Source organism: Microbacterium hatanonis, from assembly GCF_008017415.1.
GTDB classification, from domain to species: domain Bacteria; phylum Actinomycetota; class Actinomycetes; order Actinomycetales; family Microbacteriaceae; genus Microbacterium; species Microbacterium hatanonis.
Genome location: NZ_VRSV01000001.1, coordinates 1,049,905 through 1,073,144, shown reverse-complemented (window position 1 = coordinate 1,073,144; position 23,240 = coordinate 1,049,905). Strand labels below are relative to the sequence as shown.

Here is a 23,240-nt window from a genome sequence, read left to right as displayed (position 1 = left end):
GGCCTATTCCGGCAGTTACTGCCACAACGGGCGTAGGGTGGGAGCATGCCACGCGAGCGCGACGAGGAAGCGGTGCTCGCCGCATCCGAGGCGGCCATAGCCCTCTTCCTGCGACGGGGAACACTGCGTGTCAGCGTCGCCGAACTCGCCGACACTTCGGGCCTCGCCCACCGCACCTTCTATCGCTGGTTCGCGACGAAAGAGCAGGTGCTGCGCCCGGTCTTCGACTGGGGAACGGACGAATACGCCCGGATGCTGCGCACATCGCCCGGGCCGCTTCACGAGACCGTCGAGCGAGCGTTCGACCACGTTCTGTGGGGCGAGCGCGAAGCGCGCACGCGCGGGCTGTTCCCCCTCGTCTTCGCCGATCCGAGCGCCCAGTCGGTGTTCTTCTTCGCGATCCACGACGGCGAGCACCGGATCGTCGACCCCCTCGCTGAACGGCTCGATCTGTCGGTCGGGGATCCGCAGGTGCGCGCCACGGCTGCCGCCGTGACGGCCTCGCTGCGCATCGCCCTCGAAGACATGATCGCCACCGGCGCAGACCCGCGCCCCGTGCATGCACGCGCTCTGCGCGCGTTCGCCATCCCCGCCCTCTCCACTTCCCGCGCGGCCGCCCGCGGGACCACGGATCAACCCGGCGGCCAGGGAAAGGACACACCATGAGTGGTCGTCTTGACGGCAAGGTCGCCATCGTCACCGGCGCAGCGAGCGGCATCGGCAGGGCCACCGCCGAGCTGTTCGTCGCCGAGGGCGCGAAGGTCGTCGCCGCCGACATCTCCGACGAACAGGGCGCGGCGCTTCAGCGGGCCCACGAAGGAAACCTCGTCTATGTCCACACCGACGTGACGAGCGAGAGCGACATCGAAGCCGTCGTCGAGCGCGCCGTCAGCGAGTTCGGCAAGCTCGACATCATGTTCAACAATGCGGGAGCCCAGGGAGACCCCGCTCCGATCGCAGAACTGACTGCCGACGGCTTCGACAAGACCCTGGCGCTGCTGACACGCTCCGTCGTGCTCGGCACGAAATTCGCGGCTCGGCAGTTCATCGCACAGGGCACACCGGGCTCGATCGTGAACACCGCGAGCGCAGCGGGCCTCCAGGGCAACTGGAGCGCACCGAGCTACACGATCGCGAAGCACGCGATCGTCGGCGTCGTGCGGCAGGCGGCTTCGGAGTTCGGCGCCCACGGCATCCGCTCCAACGCGATCGCCCCGGGAATCATCCGGACGCCGATCATGGCGCGATCGTTCGGCATCCCGCTCGACGAGGCCGAGGAGTTCAGCGCCTTCCTCGAGACCAAGCTCGGAGCGGGTCAGCCGATCGGAAGGCTCGGCCTCCCCGAAGAAATCGCCGAGGCCGCCCTCTGGCTCGGCAGCGATGCCTCGTCGTTCGTCACCGGCATCGTGCTCCCCGTCGACGGCGGCGCGACCTCGATCTACGCCGGTTCGTTCGCGACCGACGTCGTCGCGGCAGCCTCCGAGTACAGCGCGCGATAAACCGCGACGCCCGCGCGGGGTGACGCTGTCGACGTCACCCCGCGACTCGGATGCCGCGACCTCTCGCGCTCCGCGACCTCCGTCGCGTCGGCCGGGCGCGCGGTCACTCCCCCACGATCAGTGCCGCAGCATCCTCGATGAATCCGAACACCGCGGTCTGGTTGGTCGTCAGCGTCTGCGCGTCGTCGGCACGGGCGAGCACCGTCAGCACGATCGGCTCGCCCCCGTCGCGCTCGAGGTACCAGGATCCGGCGAGCACGCCCACGGAGCTGCCGCCCTTGAACGCGACGTACGTCCACTCGTCGCCGAACGACAGCCCGGGGTTGGCGGAGAGCAGGTCGCGCAGCGGCTCGCCCGCCGGGGACTGCACCTTCTCCTGGAGGGCGACGTGCGCACGGGCGATGTCGTCATGCGTCGCGAACCAATCGACGCCTTCGGGCCAGCCGGGCTGAACCTCGGCGGCGTTCGCAAGAGACGGCACACCCGCCGGGATCTCAGCCAACACCGCCTCACGCGCAGCCTGGTCGCCGGTCGCCCAGCGCTCTCGGAGAGCGGCATCGTCGAACAGCATCCAGAACATCTCACGGGTCGTCAGGAACGGCGTGTTCACCGCGGGCGACTCGTGGCCCATGTCGACGAGCGCCGCCTCGACGGCGTCGCGCCCCACCGCTCGGATGAGAGCGTCGGTGCCGGTGTTGTCGCTGATCGCGATCATCTTCTGCGCAGCTTCGAGCACGGTCACGGTCGAGCCGTCGGGGAGGTTCTGCAGCTCTCCGCTCGGAAGGCTCCGCACCTCGGCGTCGATGGTCAGCGCGTCGTCCCAGGCGAGGGTGCCGGCATCGATCGCGTCGACGACCGCGCCGAGAACCCAGAGCTTGAACACCGAGCCGATCGGCGAGGAGGACGACTCCCCCATCAGCCTCACCGGTTCACCGGCGCCGGCCTCGGTCACCTGCAGCGACACCTCGTAGGGCGCATCCGCGATCTGCGACTCCAGTTCGTCCCAGCTGGCGGCCGGGGTGCGCGGACCCTGCGGTTCGCCGAAGAACAGGCCGTTCATGCTGCCGTCGTCGCCGACCGACACCGACATGTCGTAGGTGACCTGCGGCGACTCGATCGTCACGCGCGCCTGGGTCTCGGTGCCCTCGTAGGCGATCGGCGTCCAGGGCGCCGCCGCACGCAGCTGCTCGAAGACCTGCTGCAGATCGGAGACGGCCATCTGCTCGAACATGATCGGATCGAACCGGTCCTCGAAGTCGGCCTGCTCGCTCGGCGCACCGTTGATCTCGGTCAGCACCCACGAGGCCTGCGTGCCGACGGGGTTCGAGGGAATGGCCACCCGCTCGGACGGCTCTTCCGACGCGGATTCGGCGGGCGAGGCACACGCAGTCATCACGAGCGCGGCGGCGGCGAGGAGGGCGACGGACAGGGATCGGAGCGGGCGGAGGGTCTGGGGCGAGATCTTCACCCTTCGAGCCTTGACGGGATCGGCGGCGTGCACCTCCCCCGCGCGACGGAAATCCGGCGCAGCCGAGTCCCGAATCGTTGCGTCGACCCGTGCGGTGTGCTCGGGTGGTGGCATGTCCTTCTTCCCGCCCGACCCCGAGAGTCCCCCGTTCGACGACGCCCCGGCGGTGCGATCTCCGTGGTGGACCGCCCCGACCGACCGTCTCCCGGTTCTCTATCCGGCGAGCGAGATCCTCGTGACCACCGGGCACCTGGCGATCGCACTCGCCGGCGTCGATGTCTACGCAGACGGTGCCGAGATCCGCATCGAGCGAAGGCTTCGGCGCAACGACGCGCCGCTCGACGAGTGGCAGCGCATGAACAACGTGTTCATGGAGCACTGGGCCGGACACGGTCAGTCGTCAGCGGGGCGGCTGCGATACGGGGTCGTGCTGAGCACCGGCGAACAGGTGATCTCCGATCGCGCCTTCGGCTTTGCGGGCGACCCGATGTCGCCGCCGAAGGGTTCATCGCTCGTGCGAAGCGGCGGAGGCGGGGGCGGCGACGGGCACTCGTACTCGTCGAACGACGCGCTGTGGCTCTGGCCCCTCCCTCCCCCGGGGTCGCTCGAGCTCGTCCTGCAATGGCCGGCGCTGGGTGTCCCCGAGACCCGCACGTACCTCGACGTCTCGTCGTTCGGCGAACTCGCCGAACGGTCCGTACCGTTCTGGCCGTGAGGTGCACCACGACGGAGACGGCGGCGCGTCGGATTCCGGAGCGCACCGTCTCATAGGGACGTCGCCATGGAGTCGCACACGAGGAGGATGCTGGTCGCTGCCGTCGTGGCGGGAGCATTGTGGCTGGCGAGCGGGCTGATCCACGCCGTCGTCGCATCGAGCCCGTACGCCGCTCAGGCTCTGCGGCTGCTCGTGCCGTCGCCGATGAACCTTCTGTTCTGGGCATGGCCAGCCCCGTGGTCGTTCCTCGCGCTCGTGCTGGGCGGCGCGAGCGTCGCCGCCGTAGTGTTCGTCGTCATGGGCTGGGTGGCCCGACGTGGATCGCCGGGCTTCGCGGCTGCCTGGCTCGCGTCGGTCGCCGCGGGAGCCGTGGTCGGTCTCTTCATCGACGGCATCGGAGTTCTCGACACCATCCAGAGCTTCGGAGCGCGCGGACTGTCGTTCGCGAGCGTCGAGTACGCCGTCGTGGGCGCGTATTGGGGCCTCGTGCAGGGACGGATCCCCGCGCTCGTCGCCTCGCGCGGAGGGCGCGAATCCGTCGACGGGCCGCGGCGCACGCATGCGCGGTGGACGTGGGCCGTCGCCGTCGTCGTGCTGGTCGCGTTCGCCGTCGCGGGGACGGCGGGTCGCACCGCCGACCGCACCGCGGTGGCCGAAGCGCAGGCCCGCGCCGACGCCGAGACACAAGCCGCGGCCGAGCCGTACACGGGCTTCGGAGCGGTCCCCGACCCGGGAGCCGTCGGAACTCCCCCGCAGCTCGTCGCGCCGACCTCGGCGCCTCGTGATCCGTCGTGGTGCACCCCCGAACAGGCGACGGCGTTCGTCGGGGGCGACGATGCCGCAACCGGGCACCGGGGTCTCAGCATCCGACTCACGAATTTCTCCGACACGCCCTGCATCGTCGAGGGCTATCCCGACGTCGCCTTCGCGGATCAGAACGGTCACGCGCTCGACGTCAGAGTCGAGCGCGGCAGCTCGTTCATGGCGACGGATGCCGGCGCCCAGCCGATCGAGGTGCCGGCGGGCGGCTATGCCATCGCCTTCATCGGGTGGGACGCCAGCCCCACGGCGGGCGCGCTCGTCGCCTCCTCCGTTCTCGTCGCCCAGGTCGCCGGCGACCAGAGGAACGGATCGGCGGTGTCGCTCGACATCATCTCCGGCTCGACCGTCGAGGTCACCGCGTGGGAACTCGACGCGCTCGGTGACTCGCGATACAGCGACGGCTGACGCTCACCCGAGCGGGTGAGTCCCCGCGATCAGACCGACGCGGACTCGCGTTGCTCGAGGACACCGGATTCGAGAGCCGTGTAAGACACCACCTTGTAGCCTTCCGACTCGAAGAACACGGTCGCCCGGTCAGCCTCGACGCTCATGACCGTGCCCTCGCCCCACTCGCGGTGGCGCACCACATCGTCGACGGCGAGCGGGGACTCGACCGCCTCGTCGGCCGCCTCGATCCGCTGGGCCTCGTGCCGCTCGCACCCGTCGCAGTTTCCGCACCAGTGCGGGCCCTCGACACCGAAGTAGTCCAGCAGGACCCGCCGGCGGCAGTGCGACGTCTCGGCGTAGGCGCGCATCATCGACAGCCGTGATTCAGCGACGCGCTCTCGCGACGCGAGCGTCGCCTTCACCGCGCGCACGACGGCATCGACCCGGCGGTCGGTCGTGGCCCGAACCCCCGACGCCGTGTCGACCAGGCCGGCGTCGACGAGATCATTGACGAGACGCGACACGGTGCGTGACGGCAGATCCACCGTCTTCGAGAGCTCAGCGATCCTGCTCCCCGGCGTCGCCGTGATCGCCGCCCAGATGGCGCGCAGCGAGGGCTTGTCGAAAGAGCGCTTGGCGAAGAACCGACGCAGTCCGAGGTCGTCCGCACGATAGTGCAGCGCGCCCGTGGCAGGCTCGCCGTCGCGTCCCGCTCGCCCGACCTCTTGGTAGTAGGCGTCGAGCGATTCGGTCGTGGTCGCGTGCAGCACGAAGCGCACGTCTGCACGATCGATCCCCATCCCGAACGCCGAGGTCGCGACCACGACGTCGAGCTCCCCCTCTCGCCAACGGTCCTGCACCGCGCGGCGCTCGGGAGCGCGCAGACCCGCGTGATACGCGGCGACCCGCCGCCCTTCCGCGGCGATCTCGGTGGCGTACAGCTCGGTCTCCGCGCGGGTGGCGACGTAGACGAGACCGGGCGCCGTCCAGCTGCGGGCTTCCTCCACCACGGCGGCGCGCTTCTCACTCTCGCTCTCATGGCGGTGCACGACGAGCCGGATCTCGGGGCGGTCGACGCCGTGCACCTGCACCTCGGGATCGACCATCCCGAGGCGTTCGACGATCTCCTCACGCACGGGCCCGGAAGCGGTCGCCGTCATCGCGAGCACCGGCGGATCGCCGAGCTCGCGACGCACGTCGGCCAGGCGCAGATAGTCCGGCCGGAAATCGTGACCCCACGACGAGACGCAGTGCGCCTCGTCGACGACGAGGAGCGAGACGCCAGAGGCGGCGAGCCGGGCCACGTTCTCGCTTTTCGCCAGTTGCTCGGGGGCGAGCAGCACGTACAACGGGCCGCCCTCATCGACGCGACCCCACGCGTGCGCCTCAGCAGCCGCACCCTGGGAGGAATTGATCGCGACCGCGGCGGGGGCCGCCGGTGCGGCTTCGATCGACGCGAGCTGATCGGCCTGCAGGGCGACGAGCGGGGACACGACGACGACGACCCCGCCGCGCTTCGCGCCGGCGATCTGGTAGACCGCGGATTTGCCGCCGCCGGTGGCGAGGACGACGAGGGTGTCTCGCCCGGCGACCGACGCTTCGATCGCTTCACGCTGCCCCGGGAGGAGCGTCTCCCAGCCGAAGACCTCGCGAGCGATGCGGTCGATGGATGCGGCGGAAGTACGGGAGGAACTCACCCTCGGACGCTAACAATTCCGATCGTTCGATCCCGCCCGCTTGACAGCCTCACCCGACGAACTCGCCGCGTCGCGACGTCGGTGGATTCGGTCGATTTCGGTGCGTTCTCGGGGTGAGATGCACCGGATCACCCCGAATGCACCGATGTCGCTCGGCACGCGTGCCACGCCTCTTGGCGGGAATCACGCGAACATCGACCGTCTGAATCTCGGCAGGACCTCATGCATTTGGACGAACTTCGCCGTCCAATTCTCTCCGCGCCTCGAGCAGGTATACATCGCTCGAACGCGTCTTCACTGGCCTGACGGTCCGCGATCACGTCGTGCAGTGAAGCATCCTGCCGCGAGAGGTCTTGATGCGCATGCAGTACGGGAGTCGAATCACTTTCACGGGCACGGCCGGTGTCAGTACTTGACAAAAAGCATTTATACATGTTGCATCGATCCAGTAAACCGTGCAGCTCGCGGACCGATGCGCATCCGACAAGGAAGTCAGGAGAGAGTCATGAGAACGACAGTTCGTACCGCTCGCGTCTCCGCGCGTACGGGCCTCGCGATGGGAGCAGCCGTCGCGCTGGCGGCCGGCGCGCTCACCTGGGGCACCGGCCCCGCACCCGCGAGCGCCGACCCCACCACGTCGCCCGGCCCGCTGGCCGAGGGCGACGTGATCTATCAGGTGCTCGTCGACCGGTTCGAAGACGGCGACCCCACCAACAACGACCAGGGCGACGGAGAGTACGATCCGTCCGACCTCGGTTTCTACCACGGCGGCGACTGGGCGGGCCTGACGGACCGGCTCGACTACATCGCCGATCTGGGTGTGACAGCGATCTGGCTCTCGCCCGTCTCCGAGCAGCAGCCGCTCTCGCGCGACGGGCTAGAGGCCAGCTACCACGGCTACTTCACTCGGGACTTCGCGACGCCGAACGAGCATTTCGGCGACCGAGCCGAGCTGCAGGAGCTGATCGACACGGCGCACGATCTCGGACTCAAGATGATCCTCGACGTCGTGCCGAACCACACGGCCGACTACCTCGCGGGCACATCGACGACCTACTCGCCGAGCACCTACAAGCCGGCGAGTCCGCTCGATGACGCGTCGTACTTCCATCACGCCGGCGACTGCCTGTTCAACGGGCTCGAGACGCAGACCCAGATCGAGAACTGCGACCTCGGCGGGCTCGACGACCTCGATCAGTCGAACCCGGTCGTCTCGTCGCACCTGATGAACACGTACAAGGACTGGGTCGACATGGGTTTCGACGGCATCCGGGTCGATGCGGCGCGCTCGGTGCCGAAGCCGTGGCTCGCCGACTTCGAAGCCGAGATGGGTGTGCCGACCTTCGGCGAGGTGTTCGTCGGCGATGTCGACTACGTCTCGGAGTACCAGGACTACGAGTGGGGCGTGCTCGACTTCCCTTACTTCTTCACGGTGCGCGAGGCGTTCTCGGCCGATACCGACATGAACAAGCTCGGCGACCTCTTCGACCAGGACAGCAAGTACGCGAACCCGAACCGGCTCGAGACGTTCCTCGACAACCACGATCGGGCGCGGTTCCTTACCTGGGCCGATGACAACTATCAGCGGCTGCGCTCAGGACTGACGTTCCTCCTGACCTCCCGGGGCGTGCCCGTGATCTACTACGGCACCGAGCAGGCCGACGACGGCAACGGCAACCCCTACGAGGTACCGATCGCGAACAAGGACAACCGCAAGGACATGGAGAGCTTCGATCAGAACTCGAACCTCTACAAGCACATCCAGCGGTTGACCGCGATCAAGGCCGCCTACCCGGCTCTGCAGGTCGGCACACAGCGCGAGATGTGGTCCGACACCTCCGTCTACGGGTTCTCGCGACGCGTCGACAGCACGGGTGCCGAGGCGATGACCTTCTCGTCGAACTCGTGGACGACGCAGACGCGCACGGTGCCGCTGCGCGCCGAGAGCTCGATCACGGTCGGTACGACGCTGACGAACCTCATGAACACGGGCGACACGGTGACCGTGACCGCCGGCGGTGTCACGGGGAAGCAGATCACCGTCTCCCTCGGCGAGCACGAGAGCAAGGTCTATGCGCCCGGCACCCCGGTATCGGCATACAGCCCCGAAGCGCGCAACACCACGAAGATCCGCGTGCACTACAACGTGGGCCTCGGGCACAGCATCGCGATCCGCGGCGACGAGTACCCGTTCACCTGGACCTCCGGCCGAGGCGCGCGCAACGTCGCGTCCGACGTCTGGGAGTTCGAGGTCGAGCGCATCCCCGACGGTGAGACCTTCCAGTTCAAGCCTCTGATCGACGACGTCACCTGGTCGACCGGCGGCAACTTCACCGGGACGGGCGGCGACGTGATCGACATCTATCCCACCTTCTGAACCCATCCCTCCCGGGCGGCGCCGACATGGCGGACGCCGCCCGGGACTCCACCGAAAGGATGCTTGTGAGCCACACCATCGAACGGCCCTCTCGCCTCGACACGGCGGGGCGCGCCTTCTCCTGGCGCGACGCGGTCGTCTACCAGGTCTACCTGCGGTCGTTCCGCGACGCGAACGGCGACGGCATCGGCGACCTCGGCGGCCTGAGCCAGGGTCTCGACGCGATCGCCGCACTCGGCTGCGACGCCATCTGGCTGAACCCCTGCTACGCCTCGCCCCAGCGCGACCACGGGTACGACATCGCCGACTACCTGACGATCGATCCGGCGTACGGCACCCTCGAGGAGTTCGACGAGGTGGTTCGCCGAGCGCACGAGCTCGGGCTGCGCGTACTGATGGACATGGTCGCGAACCACTGCTCGTCCGACCACGCCTGGTTCCAGGCGGCGTTGGCCGCCGAGCCCGGCAGCGACGAGCGGGCGCGCTTCATCTTTCGCGACGGACTCGGCCCCGATGGCGAACTGCCGCCGAACAACTGGGACAGCGTGTTCGGAGGGTTCGCCTGGACCCGCGTCACCGAGCGCGACGGACGCCCCGGGCAGTGGTACCTCCACTCCTTCGATACGAGCCAGCCCGACTTCGATTGGCGGCACCCCGCGGTGGCCGAGCACTTCGAGAACGTGCTGCGGTTCTGGTTCGAGCGGGGAGTCGACGGCTTCCGCATCGACGTCGCGCACGGCCACTTCAAGGACGCCGCCCTGCCCGACCACCCGGGTGGCCGGGGGCCCGACGCCGGCCACAACCACGGCATGTGGGACCAGCCCGAGGTGCACGACCTCTACCGCTCGTGGCGAGCGCTCGGCGATGCCTACGAGCCCGAGAAGTACTTCGTGGGCGAGATCTGGGTCCCCTCCCCCGACCGGCTGGCCGACTACCTGCGACCCGACGAGCTGCACAACGCCTTCTCGTTCGATCTGCTCGTGCAGCCGTGGAACGCCGACCGGTTCCGGAAGGCGATCGAGACCGGACTCGCCGTCGGACGCGGGTGGCCGGCCTGGACACTGGCCAACCATGACGTGCATCGTGCGGTCACCCGCTACGGCCAGGAGCAGCCGTCGTATGAAGCCCTGCCGACCGACATGATCGCCGCGGCGCGACGCAGGGGCCCGGCCGACCTCGATCGCGGTCTTCGCCGTGCGCGCGCGGCAGCCGCCCTCGCCCTCGCGCTCCCGGGGTCGATGTACCTCTATCAGGGCGAAGAACTCGGGTTGCCCGAGGTTCTGGATCTCCCGGATGCTGCGCGCCAAGACCCGATCTGGACCCGCTCGAACGGCACCGAGCTCGGCCGGGACGGGTGCCGCATCCCTCTCCCCTGGACGCGGGAGGGCAGCACCTTCGGATTCAGCGAGGCGGCAGCCGCCACGACCTGGCTCCCGCAGCCCGCGTGGTTCGGCGCGTTCGCCCGGGCGACGCAGGCGGCCGATCCCGACTCGATGCTCTCGCTGCATCGCGATCTCCTCGCCACGCGCCGCACCCACCTCAGCGGAACGGAGCCGATCGTCTGGCTGTCCCCCGCAGATGCCGAGGTGCTCGCCTTCCGACGCGGGGACGTCGTGGTCGTCACGAACTTCGGCTCCGCACCCTTCACGCCGCCGTCCGCCTGGGGCGCACTCTCGCCGCTCCTGGCCTCCCAGCCGCTGACGGAATCCGCGACCGTGCCGCCGGAGACGACCGTGTGGTCGAGGCTGCAGCGCGGTGTCGCAGCCTGAGCATGTATACATTCCCGTTCATATCTTCGAACCCGAACAGCAAGGAGAAAACCATGAAACGCACGTCCACCGCCGCCGTCGTCATCGGAGCCGTCGGCGCGCTCGTCCTCTCGGGATGCGCCGCGAACGGCGCTACCGGGGACGGGCCCGTCGAGGTGTCCGTCTGGCACTACTGGGACGGCACGAACGCCGACGCGTTCGACGCGATGGTCGACACCTATAACGCGTCGCAGTCCGACGTGAGGATCAGCGCGTCGAACGTGCCGAACTCCGACTTCCTCACGAAGCTGCGAGCCTCGGCGACGTCCGACACTCTGCCCGACATCGCCATCGGCGATCTCGTGTGGGTGCCGCAGATCGCCGAGATCGGCACGCTGGCCGACTTGAACGGCCGCATCCCCGATGACACCCTGACCGACGTCAACGACGCGCTCACCTCGTTCGGCACCATCGACGGCAAGCAGGTCTCGGTACCGGTCTCCGCGAACAACCTGGGCTACATGTACAACAAGACCCTCTTCGCCGAGGCAGGGCTCGACCCCGAGAATCCCCCGACCACGTGGGATGAGCTGAAGGCGGCCGGTCAGACGATCCTCGACGAGACCGGCAAGCCCGGCTACGACCTGTACACGCAGGCCGGTGACAGCGGCGAGGGCCTGACCTGGAACTTCCAGGTCAACCTCTGGCAGGCGGGCGGCGACTTCCTCACCGCCGACAACTCCGCCGCGGCCTTCAACACCCCCGAGGGCGCGGAAGCCCTGCAGTACTGGGTCGACCTCATCGACTCGGGTGTGAGCCCGTACGCGAAGTGGGGCGAGTTCGAGAAGGGGCAGGGCGGTTCCGCTCAGGAAGGCTCGTGGATGGTCGGCATCTGGGCGGCCGACCCGCCGTTCGAGTTCGGCACCGCGCAGGTGCCCTACCCGAGCGACGGCGAACCGGCCACGAACCTCGGCGGCGAGCAGGCCATGGTGTTCGAGAACTCCGATGCCGAGGCCGACGCCGCGGCCGACTTCCTGTCGTGGTTCCTCGAGGCCGACCAGGTGACCGAGTGGAGCAAGGAGACCGGGATGCTGCCGGTGCTCGACTCCGTCGCGACGGGCTCGGCGTACCTCGAGTGGGTGGATTCGACCGAACCCCGCCTTCTCCCCTATGTCGAGCAGATGGCGGACGCTCACGCCCGCCCGAACACGCCCCTGTACCCGACGGTGTCCCTGGCCTTCGCGCAGGAGATCGAGAAGGCGCTCGCCGGCGAAGCATCCGTCGACGACGCGCTCGATGCCGCCGAGCGGGCGGTCAACGACGTGCTGAAGAACGGTTGAGCGGACGATCGTGACATCGGTACCCACCCGGATCCGCCCGGCGCAGTCCGCGTCGGGCGGGTCCGCCCCCACCCGGCGGCGCCGCAGAGGGGATCGCGATCAGGTCATCACGGCGCTGATGTTCCTGGTTCCGGCGCTCGCGATCCTCGGCGTCTTCGTCGTCTACCCGATCATCAACGCCGGCTACACGAGCCTCACCTCATGGAACGGCTTCGACCCCGTCAAGGAGTTCGTCGGACTCGACAACTACGTCCGGCTCGCGCAAGACCCGGCGTTCTGGAACAGTCTGCTCGTCACCGTCGTCTACGCGACCGGGGTGTGCGTGCTGTCGGTCGCCACGGGGCTCGCCGTCGCGCTGCTGCTCGACGCTCCCATGCGGGGGCGCGGCTTCTACCGCAGCATCTACTTCCTCCCGGCGGTCACCTCGTCGGTCGCAGCCGCCATCGTGTGGAAGTACATGCTCGACCCGGCGGGGTTCGTGAACGCCCTCCTCGCCCAGGTCGGCATCATCGGCCCGGACTGGCTGCAGGAACGGTGGCTCGCACTCGGTGCGCTGACCGCATTGACCGTGTGGAAGAACGTCGGCTTCAATGCCGTGCTGTATCTCACGGCACTCCAGGCGCTGCCTCCGGCCGTCTACGAGGCGGCGCAGCTCGACGGCGCGAACGCGTGGCGACGCCTGCGGCACATGACGATCCCCCTCCTCGCCCCGATGACGTTCTTCGTCGTCGTGCAGGCGCTCATCACGAGCTTCCAGGCGTTCGATCTGGTCTATGTCCTGACCGAGGGCGGTCCGCGGGGCGGAACCGACGTGCTCGGCATGTTCATGTACCGCACGGCTTTCCGCCTCGGCGACTTCGGGTACGGAACCGCGATCGCGTTCGTCACGCTCCTTCTCGTGCTCGGCGTCACCCTCGTGCAATGGCGGGCCAGCGGGTCAGGACGGAGCGACCGATGAGACAGCCCCTCGCCCTGCGCCTCGGGCGCCACGCCCTTCTGATCACCGGTGCGGCGGTCGTGATCGTGCCGTTCCTGTGGATGTTCACGACCTCGCTCCAGAGCCGCGCGGAGACGTACACGAACACGTCGGTCATCCCGACGTCGTGGAACTGGCAGAACTACCTGACAGCGTGGGAGGCCGCACCCTTCGGCCAGTACTACCTCAACAGCGTCGTCATGGCGGTCGGGATCGTCTCGAGCCACCTCGTCTTCGACGCGATGGCCGCCTACGCGTTCGCGCGACTGACGTTCCCGTTCCGCAACACGATCTTCGTCGTGCTGCTCGCCGCGTTGATGGTGCCGACCTTCGTCACGATCATCCCGGCGTATACGATCGTCGCCGACCTCGGCTGGATCGACACCTATGCGGCGCTGATCGTCCCGCGCATGGCCGACGTGTTCGGCATCATCCTGTTGCGGCAGTTCTTCGTGTCGATCCCGCAGGAACTCGAAGACGCGGCGCGGATCGACGGGTGCAGCCGCATCGGGACCTTCCTGCGCATCATCGTGCCCCTCTCCCGCCCCGCCTTCGCGACCCTCGCGATCTTCAGCTTCCTGTTCGCCTGGAACGACTTCCTCTGGCCGCTGCTGGTGACGAACACCGACGAGGTGCGCACGATCCAGATCGGGTTGTCGTCGTTCGTGGGCCGGTACGGCACGAGCTGGAACTACCTCATGGCAGGCACTTTGACGGCGACGATTCCCAGCATCCTCGTTTTCCTCTTCTTCCAACGCGCCCTCGTGCGCGGCATCACCACCTCCGGACTGAAGGACTGATATTCCGTGACCGCTCCCGACTGGCTCGCCGACGCCGTCTTCTACCAGATCTTCCCCGAGCGGTTCGCGAACGCGGACCCCTCTCTCGACCCCCAGAACGTCGTGCCGTGGGGCTCGACGCCGACACCCGACAACTTCTTCGGCGGTGACCTGCAGGGCATCATCGACCACCTCGACCACATCGTGGCGCTGGGGGCCAACGCGCTCTACCTGACGCCGATCTTCGAGGCCGATACGAACCACCGCTACGACGCCAAGGACTACTTCTCGATCGATCACCGTCTCGGCACGCTCGAGACCTTCCACGCGCTGATGGCCGAGTGCCGTGCGCGAGGCATCCGCATCGTGCTCGACGCCGTGCTCAACCACTGCGGCGACGGCCACTGGGCGTTTTCAGACGTCGTTGAGAACGAGGCCGACTCTGCCTACGTGAACTGGTTCTCGGTCGAGGGATTCCCCGTCACCGCCCACCCGACGCCGAACTACCGCACGTGTTCGGGCTGCTACTACCTGCCGAAGTGGAACGCGTACAACCCCGAGGTGCGGCACCACCATCTCGACGTCGCGCGGTACTGGATCGAACAGGGCATCGACGGGTGGCGGCTCGATGTGCCGTACTTCATCAACCACACGTTCTGGCGCGAGTTCCGTACCACGGTGAAAGGCAAGAGCGAGGATCTCTACATCGTCGCCGAAGAATGGCGCTCACCCGTCGAATGGCTGCAGGGCGACACCGCCGACGGCACCATGAACTACACCGCCCGCGACCTCATCCTCGGCTTCACCGCCGACGGCGGCATCGACGCCTTCGCGCTCGCCGCGGGCCTGAATGCGCTCCACGCCGAGATCCCCGCCGGGTTCCACCGCGGCATGCTCAACCTGCTCGGAAGCCATGACACCGAACGCGTACTCACCCGCCACGCGGGCGACGTCGAGGCTGCCCTGCTCTCGTATGCCCTGCTGTTCTCACTCGAGGGAGCACCGATGGTCTACTACGGCGACGAGGTCGGACTCACCGGCGACAACGACCCCGGTTGTCGCGGCGCGATGCCCTGGAACGAGGAGTCATGGAACACCCGACTGCTCGACGGCATCCGCACCTTCGCCGCATTCCGCGCGCACCAACCGGCGATGCGACGGGGACGACAGACCGCCGTCGCCCTCGATGCCGACACGATCGCGATCGTGCGCTCGGGTGGGGACGAGCGGGCGGCGGTGATCGTGCACCGCGGCGAGGGGACGACCGTCGACACCGCCTCCATTCCCGAGCTCGCTCCTCTCGACGCGGACACCGTCGTGCTCGGGCCGCTCGGCACGGCTTCGCTCGGGACCGCGGCATCACCCGGGAGCTCTGCGTGACACGCCGACGGGTGACCATGCAGGAGGTCGCCGACCTCGCCGGGGTGTCGAAGTCGGCGGTCTCGCTGGCCTTCAACGATCCGCGCAAGCTCTCCGACACCACGCTGCAGAACATCCGCGCGGCGTCGAGCGAACTCGGATACGCGCAGGACCCGGCGGCACGGATGCTGCGCACGCGGCGCACCGACAGCCTCGCGCTCCTGCTGCCGCAGCAGTTGGACAACGTGCTGGAGAACCCGTACTACACGCAGTTCCTGCAGGGCATCGGTCAGACGTGTCACCGTGAGGGCTTCACCCTTCTGCTCGCTCCCCCGCTGCGCGGCTCGATGCTGCGCGCCATCCCGTACGCCGCCGTCGACGGCTTCGTCGTCTCGGGGCTGGAGTACGACCGGGGCGAGGTGACGGCGCTGAGGCAACGCCGCATCCCGTTCGTGCTCGTCGACAGCGAGTGGCACGACGACGTTCCGAGCGTGGAGATCGACGACGGGCAGGGGACCGTCGAAGTCGTCGACTACCTGCTCGGCCTCGGCCACCGCCGGATCGCCTTCGTGGCATTCGAGACCGGCGTCGAGGGCGGGTTCGGCGCGTGGCGCGGGCCCGTGCGCCGGCGGATGGACGGCGTGCGCCGAAGCCTCGGCGAGGTGGGCCTCTCGACCGATGACCCGGGCATGACGGTGCTCGAGGTGGCGTGCACCCGCGCCGGTGGCACGGAGGCGTTCCGACGCCTGTGGGCCGAGCCCGAGCCGCCGACCGCGATCGTCGCGTTCAGCGACATCATCGCCTTCGGCGTGCTCGACGCCGCTCGCGCGGCGGGTGTCGACGTGCCCGGCGCGCTCTCGGTGACCGGATTCGACGACCTCGCCGAGGCGAGCTGGACGGCGCCGAGTCTCACGACGGTGCGGCAACCCATCGCGACGAAGGGCCGCCTCGCGGCGGAGTACCTCGTCGAGGCAATCGCGACCGACAAGCCCGCCGAGATCCGCCACCAGCGGCTGCCCACCTCGCTGCTCGTCCGCGCATCGACGGGCCGCGCAGCGTGAGACCCGGCGGCGCCGAATCGGTGGAATCGGGCGAGTTCGGTGCGTGTGTGCGATGACGCGCACCGGTTCGGCCCGATTTCACCGACGTCACTCGACGCGGGTGGGTGCATAGGCTGGCGGGATGGCCACCGTCACCTACGCCGAGGTCGGCGCCACCGCGGGCGAGCTGCCGGCGGGGTACCACCACGTCCGCTCGACGCGCGTCATCGGCCACGGCAGGGAGCGCTTCGAGCGGGCGTCCGACGACCTGTTCGCCGGTCTCGTGCAGCGACGAGCGGGCGCACGCATTCGGCTGTCGGACGTGCCGCTCCGCGAGGGCACGCGCGTGCGCATGCTCGTGAGCATCGGTCCGCTCGCGTTCCGCATACCGTGCCTCGTCGTCTGGGCAGAACGGACCGCGACCGCGGCCGGCTTCGCGTACGGCACCCTTCCCGGGCACCCCGAGCGCGGAGAGGAACGCTTCGAGGTGCGCCTCGCACCCTCCGGTGAGGTCACCTTCACGATCACCGCGTTCTCGGCACCCGGCCGGTGGTTCACCCGCCTGGGCGGCCCGCTCGCCCGCCTCGTGCAGTCGCGGATGACGCGTCGCTACCTGGCCGCGCTGTGAACCCTCGTCGATCTCGCCGCGTTCACCAGCGGGCGCCGTGGAACCACAACATCCACCTGCACGGAGTCGTGACCGCCGCCGTTCCCCACGGCGCGACGTCAGCGCTCGACGTGGGCACCGGTGACGGTCTGTTGGCGCGCGAGCTCCGTAACGCCGTCCCCGACGTCACCGCCGTCGACGTCGACGGCGAGGTGCTCGCCCGTGCGGCCATGGATCGCCCCGACATCGCGTGGGTGCCGGGCGACATCATGCGGCTCGATCTCGGACGATCCTTCGACGTCGTAGCCTCCGTCGCGACCATCCACCACCTTCCCGATCTGACCGCGGGGCTGTCGCGGCTGAGGGACCTCACGGCGCCGGGCGGTGCGCTCGTGGTCATCGGGCTGGCCCGGCCGTCCTCACTCGGCGACCACCTGCTCGGGGTCATCGGCGCGCTTCAGCACCGGTGGTACGTGCGCCGGAGAACCCTGTGGGAGCACTCCGCCCCGACCATCTGGCCGCCTCCGCACACGTACCGGGAGGTTCGTGTCTGCGCCGCCGAGGTTCTTCCGGGAATGATCTGGCGGCGGCATCCGATGTGGCGCTATTCGGTGGTGTGGCGGAACGCACCCGTTCAGGACGCCGCATCCGACTTCATCTCGGGACACACCCCACCCGGGTCGGTGGCGAGCTCGTAGTGCCATCGCTCGTTCGCGTAGGTCTGGCAGATGCCGTAGCGGGAGCCGTTCGTCATGAGCCAGAACTGCGCGTCGGTGGGGCCGATGTCGATGCCGTCTCCGGTGACGTGCGTGGAGCGGTCCGGGCTCGCGACGTATTGACGAGCGACCTCCTCGCTCGCGTAGAGCTCGATCGCATCCTCGAGCAGCCATTCCTGGTACTCGACGCTGCGCCATCCGCTCATCACCCGGAAGGAGAGGCCGTCCGACGCCGCTTCGGCTTCGGCGGCGCGCATCGCATCGCGCAGGTCGGGGTTGAGGCGGGCGATCGCGGGCACCTCGTCGTCGACCGTCACGGTCTCGCCCTCGGCGATGAGTCCGTCCTCTGCCGTCGGTGAGAACGGTACGAGCTTCGTGAAGGGCGCGACGGCCTCCGAGAACGTACCCGTGACCGCCACACCGATGACGGCAGCGGTGAGGGTCGCCGCGATCACCCCGGCGACGACGAAGACGACGCGCCGCCTCCGCGCAGACGCGCGTCGGACGGGAGCAGGGGCGGCGGGAGCATCGAGCGTGAGCATGATGCCCATCCCACGCGAGCCGATGTTGTCGCGCCGTACGCGCGAACGGATATGGCGGCGATATGCGTCGGCTATGTCGACGGATGCTGCGGATCGGAGACCGCAGCGATGAATCCCGCGAAGAGGTCGCGCCCCTCGTGCCATGGGCCGAGGTTGCTCGCGGAATTGAGGTGTCCGTGGGATCCGACCGAGACGAGGTCCGCCTGCCATGCGCGGGCGAACGCGGCAGACCGCTCCGGCGAGCAGTACGGATCGTCGTCGCTCGCGATGAGCAGCGTCGGCGCACCGGGCGGGTCGACGAGGTCGTCTCCGAAATCCGCGGCCACCCGGGGAAAGGCGGCACCGCCGGGGTCGGGGACGGCGACGAGGAACAGCCCCGCGACCTCGTGCTCCCGAGCCCACCGCACGGCGAGCAGGCAGCCCAGGCTGTGGGCGACGATCACGACACGCTCGCCTCCCGTGGCCCGGTCGAGCGCCGCGCTCCAGTCGCCGAACTCCGGTGCATCCCATGACACAGGTTCCAGTCGCACCATGTCGACCGAGTCCGCCTCCCACCGGCTCTGCCAGTGGTCCTCGTCGGATCCGCCGATACCCGGCACCACCACTACGCGCATCTTCATCCTCCTGGCAGAACGATGCCACGATCCGCTCACGCCCGATCTCGCTGAGGCCGCCGATTCGCGCCGAACACCGCCGCAAAGCCGCCAATCTCGCGCATACGCCCGCAATACGCGCGCCGCTCTACGCTGAAGCCATGCGCGTGCTGATCGTCGAGGACGAGCTCTACCTCGCCGAAGCGATCCGCGACGGGCTGCGACTCGAGGCCATAGCGGCCGACATCGCCGGCGACGGCGACACCGCACTCGAACAGCTGGCGGTCAACGCGTACGACGTGGTCGTGCTCGACCGCGACATCCCCGGGCCGAACGGCGACGAGATCGCACGCCGCTTGGCCGCCGAACCCGCCTCGCCCCGTGTGCTCATGCTGACGGCGGCCGACCGGCTCGACGACAAGGCGACGGGGTTCGAGAGCGGCGCCGACGACTATCTCACCAAGCCCTTCGCCCTGCGTGAGCTCGTGCTCCGGCTCCGTGCGCTCGGGCGGCGGCCCGCCGCATCCACGCCCCCGGTGAGCGAGATCTCGGGAGTGCGGCTCGACCGCTTCCGGCGCGAAGTGTTCCGAGACGGCCACTACGTCAACCTCACGCGCAAGCAGTTCGCCGTGCTCGACGTGCTCATGACGGCGGGGGGCGGCGTCGTGAGCGCCGAGGACCTTCTCGAAAGGGCGTGGGACGAGAACGCCGACCCGTTCACCAACGCCGTCCGCATCACGATCTCGACCCTGCGCAAGCGCCTCGGCGAGCCATGGGTGATCGAGACGGTGCCCGGTGTCGGCTACCGCATGACGACATGACGACGCCACCGCCCACCCCCACAGAGGAGCGGTGGCGCCGAGTCGGAGGGGTCAGACCGCGACGGCGATGACACCCGTGATGATCAGGGTGAGCAGCGTCGTCCAGAGGACGATCGCGACGCCCTGCCAGAGCAGCACCCGCGCCTTCGGCACGCCGGTACCGACGAGCGCCGCGGCGGTGAAGTGGGTCGGCAGCAGCAGGGGTCCGAGCAGGCTCACGCCGACCACGCCGTAGCGGTGGAAGGCCTTCTGAAACTTCTCTTTGCGCGCCGAGGCGGGTTTGCGAGGCTTCGATCTCGTCAGCGCGGCCCGGATCTGGGCGCCCAGCAGCACGACGATGGCGACGGCGACGAAGTTGCCGAGGGCACCCGCGATGGCGGCGATGACCGGGTTGATGCCACCGATGATGCCGATGGATGCTGCGCCCTCGCCCTCGATGAAGGGCACCGCGCCGGCGACGAACACGATGAGCGGTTGCGCCCATTCCGGGAGCTGCGCGATGAGGTTCTGGAATCCGAGGATGAGATCTGCGACGGGGTTCATGAGAAGCCTTTCGGTGGGGATGCCATGTGCAAGCGGCGGTGATTCCATCCCATCCGCGATGCCCCGTCGCCGGCAGTGTCGCCGTGTCACCTCCGGCCGGGAGGATGCGGCGGCCGACCCATGACGAATGTCACGACCCTCCGGCCGGGCGGCGCGTGCGCGTGCACGGCTGGTTACCGTGGAAGCATGACGACGCCGACGAGTGCTCCCTACCGCGGTCCGCGCATCGGCGACCGGGCGCTCGGCCGGGGTGTCACCGCGACCTGGTGGTACACCGCGACGGCGGTCGTCTTCTTCGGGGCCGTCACTCCCCTGTCGTGGGTCGGGTGGATCCCGGTGCATTACGACGACGCGGTCGGGCGGGTATGGCTCGGTCTGGCCGCGACGCTCCTCGGCGTCGCCGGCCTCGTCGTGCTGCTGAGCGAGTACCGGCCGAGTGTGATCGCGCGGCGAGACGAAGAACGTCGCACCCCGCGCCCCGGCGAAGTGGTGGGCCTCGGGGCCATGCTCGTCGCCGGAGCGGTGCTGGGTGCCGCCACGGGTTCGTGGCTCGCCGGGGCGGGCGTCGTCGCCGCCGCTCTCAGCGCGCGTTCCTGGCCCCGCGGCATCCGGTGGCGCGTCGTGGTCGGGGTCACCATCGTGCTCATCGCCCTGTGGATCGTCGAGGTGCCCACGCTGTGGTCTCGGCTCGACATCTACGTTCCCGCGCTGTTCACGACCCTGCTGCCGGTGACATTCGCCTCGTCGATGTGGTGGTGGGAGATCGTGCTCGAACTCGACCGGGCACGGGAGGCCGAGAGTGCACTGGCCGCGACGCGCGAGCGCCTGCGCCTCGCGAACGACGTGCACGATCTGCAGGGCCACCACCTGCAGGTGATCGCCCTGCAACTCGAACTCGCCGAGCGTCTGTTGCAGCGCGACGACCCCGGAGGCGCGGCCCGCGAGATCGCGCGCGCACGCGCCGCGGTCGACGACGCACGCCAGGGCACGCGCGACCTCGCATCGCAGTTCCGCGGCGTGCCGCTGCCCGACGAGCTCGAGAACGCCGCTGACCTACTGCGGTCTGCAGGACTCGAGGTGACGACCGACGTCGACACGCACGTCGGACGCATCGACGCGCTCGGACCGATCGTGCGCGAGAGCGTGACGAACGTGCTCAAGCACGGCGGTGGTCACCACGCGTCGCTGTCGCTCGCACGGAACGCCGATCGGTGGGTGTACCGGATCACCAACGACGACCCGGGCGACGACGACACCGGATGGGGGTCGGGGCTCGACGGGATGACGAGTCGTGCCGAGGCGGTCGGCGGCGAGGTGCTCGTTTCGCGAGAGGGCACGACGTTCGCGCTCACGGTGTCGCTGCCCGCCGGCGCCGCATCCCTCGACCAGGAGGAGCTCGCATGATCCGGGTACTGATCGCCGACGATGAGGACATGATCCGCACGGCGCTCGCGTCTCTCCTGCGACTCGAAGACGACCTCGAGATCGTGGCCGAGTGCCGCAACGGAACCGATGCGGTCGCCGAGGCGCTGCGCGTCGAACCGGACGTGTGCCTGCTCGACCTCGAGATGCCCGGGCTCGACGGCGTGGAGGTCGCGGAGCGACTGCGCGGCAAGAGCTCCGCGCGGTGCATCGTGGTGACGCGGCACGCCCGGCCCGGTGTGCTGCGGCGCGCACTGCAGGCCGGGGTCGAGGGGTTCGTGCCGAAATCGCGGCGCGCGGAGGAGGTCGCCGAGATCATCCGGCGCGTCGCGTCCGGACGCCGCTACGTCGACCCCGAGATCGCGGCCGATGCCCTCGCCGACGAGCGCAGCCCCCTCACCGACCGCGAACTCGACGTGCTGCGAGCCGGCAGGCGCGGCGAGACGATCGCGCAGATCGCCGCGACCCTGCACCTCTCCCCCGGAACGGTGCGCAACCACGTCTCGTCGGCGCTCGGCAAGCTGTCGGTGGCCACGCGTCAGCAGGCGACCGTGATGGCGCAGGAACGCGGGTGGATCTGATCGCCATACGTCGGCGATACGGTCGTCGACCTAGGCTGATCGCATGCCGGTGACCGGAGCGGCCCCCTCTCGCGAGAGGGGACTCTCGCTGCAGGCGAAGCTCGCCCTCAGCTATGCGGGGTTCCTCATCGTCGCCGGCATTGCCCTGTTCGTCGTCGGGTTCCTGCTGCTGCGGTATGTACCCGACGGCAACCTCTACCGCCCGACGGGTGAGTACGTGCCCAACCGCGGTGACCTGATCGATGTCTTCGTGAAGTACGCGTGGTGGGCGATGGCCGGGCTCATCGTCATCGGACTGATCGGCGGCTGGGTGCTCGCGGGGCTGGTTCTGCGACCGCTCGGGAGGATCGCGGATGCTGCGCGCCGCGTGCGCGACGGACGATTCGACCAGCGCGTCGCCCTCCCCGGGCGGCGCGACGAGCTCACCGACCTGGCCGACGCCCTCGACACGATGCTCGACCGCGTCGAGCACACGATCGCCGAGGAACGACGCTTCGCCGCGAACGCGTCGCACGAGCTGCGGACGCCCCACGCGATCATCCGCACGATGGTCGAGGTCGGTCAGGCCGACCCGACGGGTCGCGACGTCGACGTGCTGCTGCAGCGCATCGGATCCACCAACGACCGCGCGATCGCGACGACCGAAGCGCTCCTCACCCTCGCCCGTGTGGGCCGGGGCGGACTCTCGATCGAGGCGATCGACCTCGCAGCGCTCGCCTCGGTCGCGCTGGAGGATGTGCAGGCGGAGGCGGAGGCGCGCAGCATCCGGGGTCAGGTGTCGCTGCCGTCCGTGGAGGTCACGGCGAACCGGGCCCTCATCGGGCAGCTCGCGGCCAACCTGCTGCATAACGCGATCGTGCACAACGAGCCCGGCGGGTGGGTGCGACTGACCGTGACCCCGGGCGATCGATGGGCGGCGCTGACCGTCGAAAACAGCGGCCCCGTGCTCGACCCCGCCGTCGCCGCGACGCTCACCGAGCCGTTCGTGCGCGGCGCCGGACGCACGCGCACCGAGTCGGGGCACCAGGGCGCGGGGCTCGGTCTCGCGATCGTGGCGTCGATCGTGCGCGCCCACGACGGGGCGCTCGAGGTGACGGCGCGACCTGAAGGCGGTCTGCTCGTGCACGTCGTGCTCCCCCGCTGACCCCTCGCAGCCATCACCGCTTGATTCCCGACCGGCGCGGCTGAGAGTGTGAGAACCGACGGAG

At 69.2% G+C, this 23,240-nt stretch carries 22 protein-coding genes; 17 read left to right on the top strand and 5 right to left on the bottom strand.

Annotated features, from left to right (window positions below):
• Window positions 1–45 precede the first annotated feature (45 nt).
• The gene (locus tag FVP77_RS05130; RefSeq protein WP_147893542.1) at window positions 46–666 is read left to right on the top strand and encodes a TetR/AcrR family transcriptional regulator; all 621 of its coding nucleotides are present in this window, start codon (window positions 46–48) and stop codon (window positions 664–666) included.
• Window positions 663–1,499, top strand: a complete 837-nt coding sequence (locus tag FVP77_RS05125; protein WP_147893541.1) for an SDR family NAD(P)-dependent oxidoreductase — start codon at window positions 663–665, stop codon at window positions 1,497–1,499. The genes FVP77_RS05130 and FVP77_RS05125 overlap by 4 nt, the downstream gene beginning before the upstream one ends.
• 103 nt (window positions 1,500–1,602) lie before the next feature.
• On the opposite strand, the gene FVP77_RS05120 is transcribed toward FVP77_RS05125, so the two are convergent.
• Entirely contained in the window at window positions 1,603–2,967 is a 1,365-nt protein-coding gene (locus FVP77_RS05120; RefSeq protein ID WP_246133982.1) for a serine hydrolase, read from the bottom strand.
• A gap of 112 nt (window positions 2,968–3,079) precedes the next feature.
• Here FVP77_RS05120 and FVP77_RS05115 point away from each other — a divergent pair, with 112 nt between their 5' ends.
• Together FVP77_RS05115 and FVP77_RS05110 are read left to right on the top strand one after the other, a co-directional pair.
• Entirely contained in the window at window positions 3,080–3,682 is a 603-nt protein-coding gene (locus FVP77_RS05115) for a hypothetical protein (protein WP_147893540.1), read from the top strand.
• Window positions 3,683–3,769: 87 nt separating this feature from the next.
• Window positions 3,770–4,909, top strand: a complete 1,140-nt coding sequence (locus FVP77_RS05110) for a DUF4232 domain-containing protein (RefSeq protein ID WP_147893539.1) — start codon at window positions 3,770–3,772, stop codon at window positions 4,907–4,909.
• A 29-nt stretch (window positions 4,910–4,938) separates the two neighbouring features.
• Here the strand turns inward: FVP77_RS05110 and FVP77_RS05105 are convergent, their stop codons facing one another.
• Complete coding sequence (locus FVP77_RS05105; RefSeq protein WP_246133981.1) at window positions 4,939–6,588, bottom strand: RecQ family ATP-dependent DNA helicase; 1,650 nt, start codon at window positions 6,586–6,588, stop codon at window positions 4,939–4,941.
• A 505-nt stretch (window positions 6,589–7,093) separates the two neighbouring features.
• Here FVP77_RS05105 and FVP77_RS05100 point away from each other — a divergent pair.
• The 9 genes from FVP77_RS05100 to FVP77_RS05060 all read left to right on the top strand — a co-directional run bounded on the left by FVP77_RS05100 (window position 7,094) and on the right by FVP77_RS05060 (window position 17,512).
• Complete coding sequence (locus FVP77_RS05100; protein ID WP_147893538.1) at window positions 7,094–8,965, top strand: alpha-amylase family glycosyl hydrolase; 1,872 nt, start codon at window positions 7,094–7,096, stop codon at window positions 8,963–8,965.
• Window positions 8,966–9,024: 59 nt separating this feature from the next.
• Window positions 9,025–10,734 carry a glycoside hydrolase family 13 protein gene (locus FVP77_RS05095; RefSeq protein ID WP_147893537.1) on the top strand — a complete coding sequence of 570 codons (1,710 nt, stop codon included), beginning with the start codon at window positions 9,025–9,027 and terminating at the stop codon, window positions 10,732–10,734.
• Between the two features lie 53 nt (window positions 10,735–10,787).
• Complete coding sequence (locus FVP77_RS05090) at window positions 10,788–12,053, top strand: ABC transporter substrate-binding protein (protein ID WP_147893536.1); 1,266 nt, start codon at window positions 10,788–10,790, stop codon at window positions 12,051–12,053.
• Between the two features lie 10 nt (window positions 12,054–12,063).
• The gene (locus FVP77_RS05085) at window positions 12,064–13,011 is read left to right on the top strand and encodes a carbohydrate ABC transporter permease (RefSeq protein ID WP_147893535.1); all 948 of its coding nucleotides are present in this window, start codon (window positions 12,064–12,066) and stop codon (window positions 13,009–13,011) included.
• Window positions 13,008–13,829, top strand: coding sequence for a carbohydrate ABC transporter permease (locus tag FVP77_RS05080; RefSeq protein ID WP_147893534.1), 822 nt, complete (start codon window positions 13,008–13,010; stop codon window positions 13,827–13,829). Before FVP77_RS05085 ends, FVP77_RS05080 begins: the two co-directional genes overlap by 4 nt.
• A 6-nt stretch (window positions 13,830–13,835) precedes the next feature.
• A complete protein-coding gene (locus tag FVP77_RS05075) occupies window positions 13,836–15,188 on the top strand; it encodes a glycoside hydrolase family 13 protein (RefSeq protein ID WP_147893533.1) in 1,353 nt (450 codons plus the stop codon).
• A complete protein-coding gene (locus FVP77_RS05070) occupies window positions 15,185–16,228 on the top strand; it encodes a LacI family DNA-binding transcriptional regulator (RefSeq protein ID WP_246133979.1) in 1,044 nt (347 codons plus the stop codon). Before FVP77_RS05075 ends, FVP77_RS05070 begins: the two co-directional genes overlap by 4 nt.
• A 121-nt stretch (window positions 16,229–16,349) precedes the next feature.
• Complete coding sequence (locus FVP77_RS05065; protein ID WP_147893532.1) at window positions 16,350–16,835, top strand: DUF1990 domain-containing protein; 486 nt, start codon at window positions 16,350–16,352, stop codon at window positions 16,833–16,835.
• A 68-nt stretch (window positions 16,836–16,903) separates the two neighbouring features.
• Window positions 16,904–17,512, top strand: a complete 609-nt coding sequence (locus FVP77_RS05060; protein WP_246133978.1) for a class I SAM-dependent methyltransferase — start codon at window positions 16,904–16,906, stop codon at window positions 17,510–17,512.
• Here FVP77_RS05060 and FVP77_RS05055 read toward each other — a convergent pair.
• Window positions 17,449–18,072 (bottom strand): M15 family metallopeptidase, encoded by a 624-nt coding sequence (locus tag FVP77_RS05055; RefSeq protein ID WP_147893530.1) that lies wholly within the window; start codon window positions 18,070–18,072, stop codon window positions 17,449–17,451. The genes FVP77_RS05060 and FVP77_RS05055 overlap by 64 nt on opposite strands.
• 71 nt (window positions 18,073–18,143) lie before the next feature.
• Window positions 18,144–18,692: an RBBP9/YdeN family alpha/beta hydrolase gene (locus FVP77_RS05050; protein WP_246133977.1), complete on the bottom strand. Its 549-nt coding sequence runs from the start codon at window positions 18,690–18,692 to the stop codon at window positions 18,144–18,146.
• Between the two features lie 134 nt (window positions 18,693–18,826).
• Between FVP77_RS05050 and FVP77_RS05045 the strand changes: the two genes are divergently transcribed.
• On the top strand, window positions 18,827–19,486 hold the full coding sequence (locus FVP77_RS05045; protein WP_147893529.1) for a response regulator transcription factor: 660 nt from the start codon (window positions 18,827–18,829) through the stop codon (window positions 19,484–19,486).
• A gap of 51 nt (window positions 19,487–19,537) precedes the next feature.
• Here the strand turns inward: FVP77_RS05045 and FVP77_RS05040 are convergent, their stop codons facing one another.
• Window positions 19,538–20,029: a small multidrug efflux protein gene (locus FVP77_RS05040; RefSeq protein ID WP_187266823.1), complete on the bottom strand. Its 492-nt coding sequence runs from the start codon at window positions 20,027–20,029 to the stop codon at window positions 19,538–19,540.
• Between the two features lie 186 nt (window positions 20,030–20,215).
• On the opposite strand from FVP77_RS05040, the gene FVP77_RS05035 reads away from it, so the two are divergent.
• The 3 genes from FVP77_RS05035 to FVP77_RS05025 are packed head-to-tail and all read left to right on the top strand — an operon-like array spanning window position 20,216 to window position 23,176.
• Window positions 20,216–21,433 (top strand): sensor histidine kinase, encoded by a 1,218-nt coding sequence (locus FVP77_RS05035; protein ID WP_187266822.1) that lies wholly within the window; start codon window positions 20,216–20,218, stop codon window positions 21,431–21,433.
• Window positions 21,430–22,032, top strand: coding sequence for a response regulator transcription factor (locus tag FVP77_RS05030; RefSeq protein ID WP_147893526.1), 603 nt, complete (start codon window positions 21,430–21,432; stop codon window positions 22,030–22,032). Before FVP77_RS05035 ends, FVP77_RS05030 begins: the two co-directional genes overlap by 4 nt.
• 43 nt (window positions 22,033–22,075) lie before the next feature.
• Complete coding sequence (locus tag FVP77_RS05025) at window positions 22,076–23,176, top strand: sensor histidine kinase (RefSeq protein ID WP_147893525.1); 1,101 nt, start codon at window positions 22,076–22,078, stop codon at window positions 23,174–23,176.
• The last annotated feature ends 64 nt before the right edge of the window (window positions 23,177–23,240 follow it).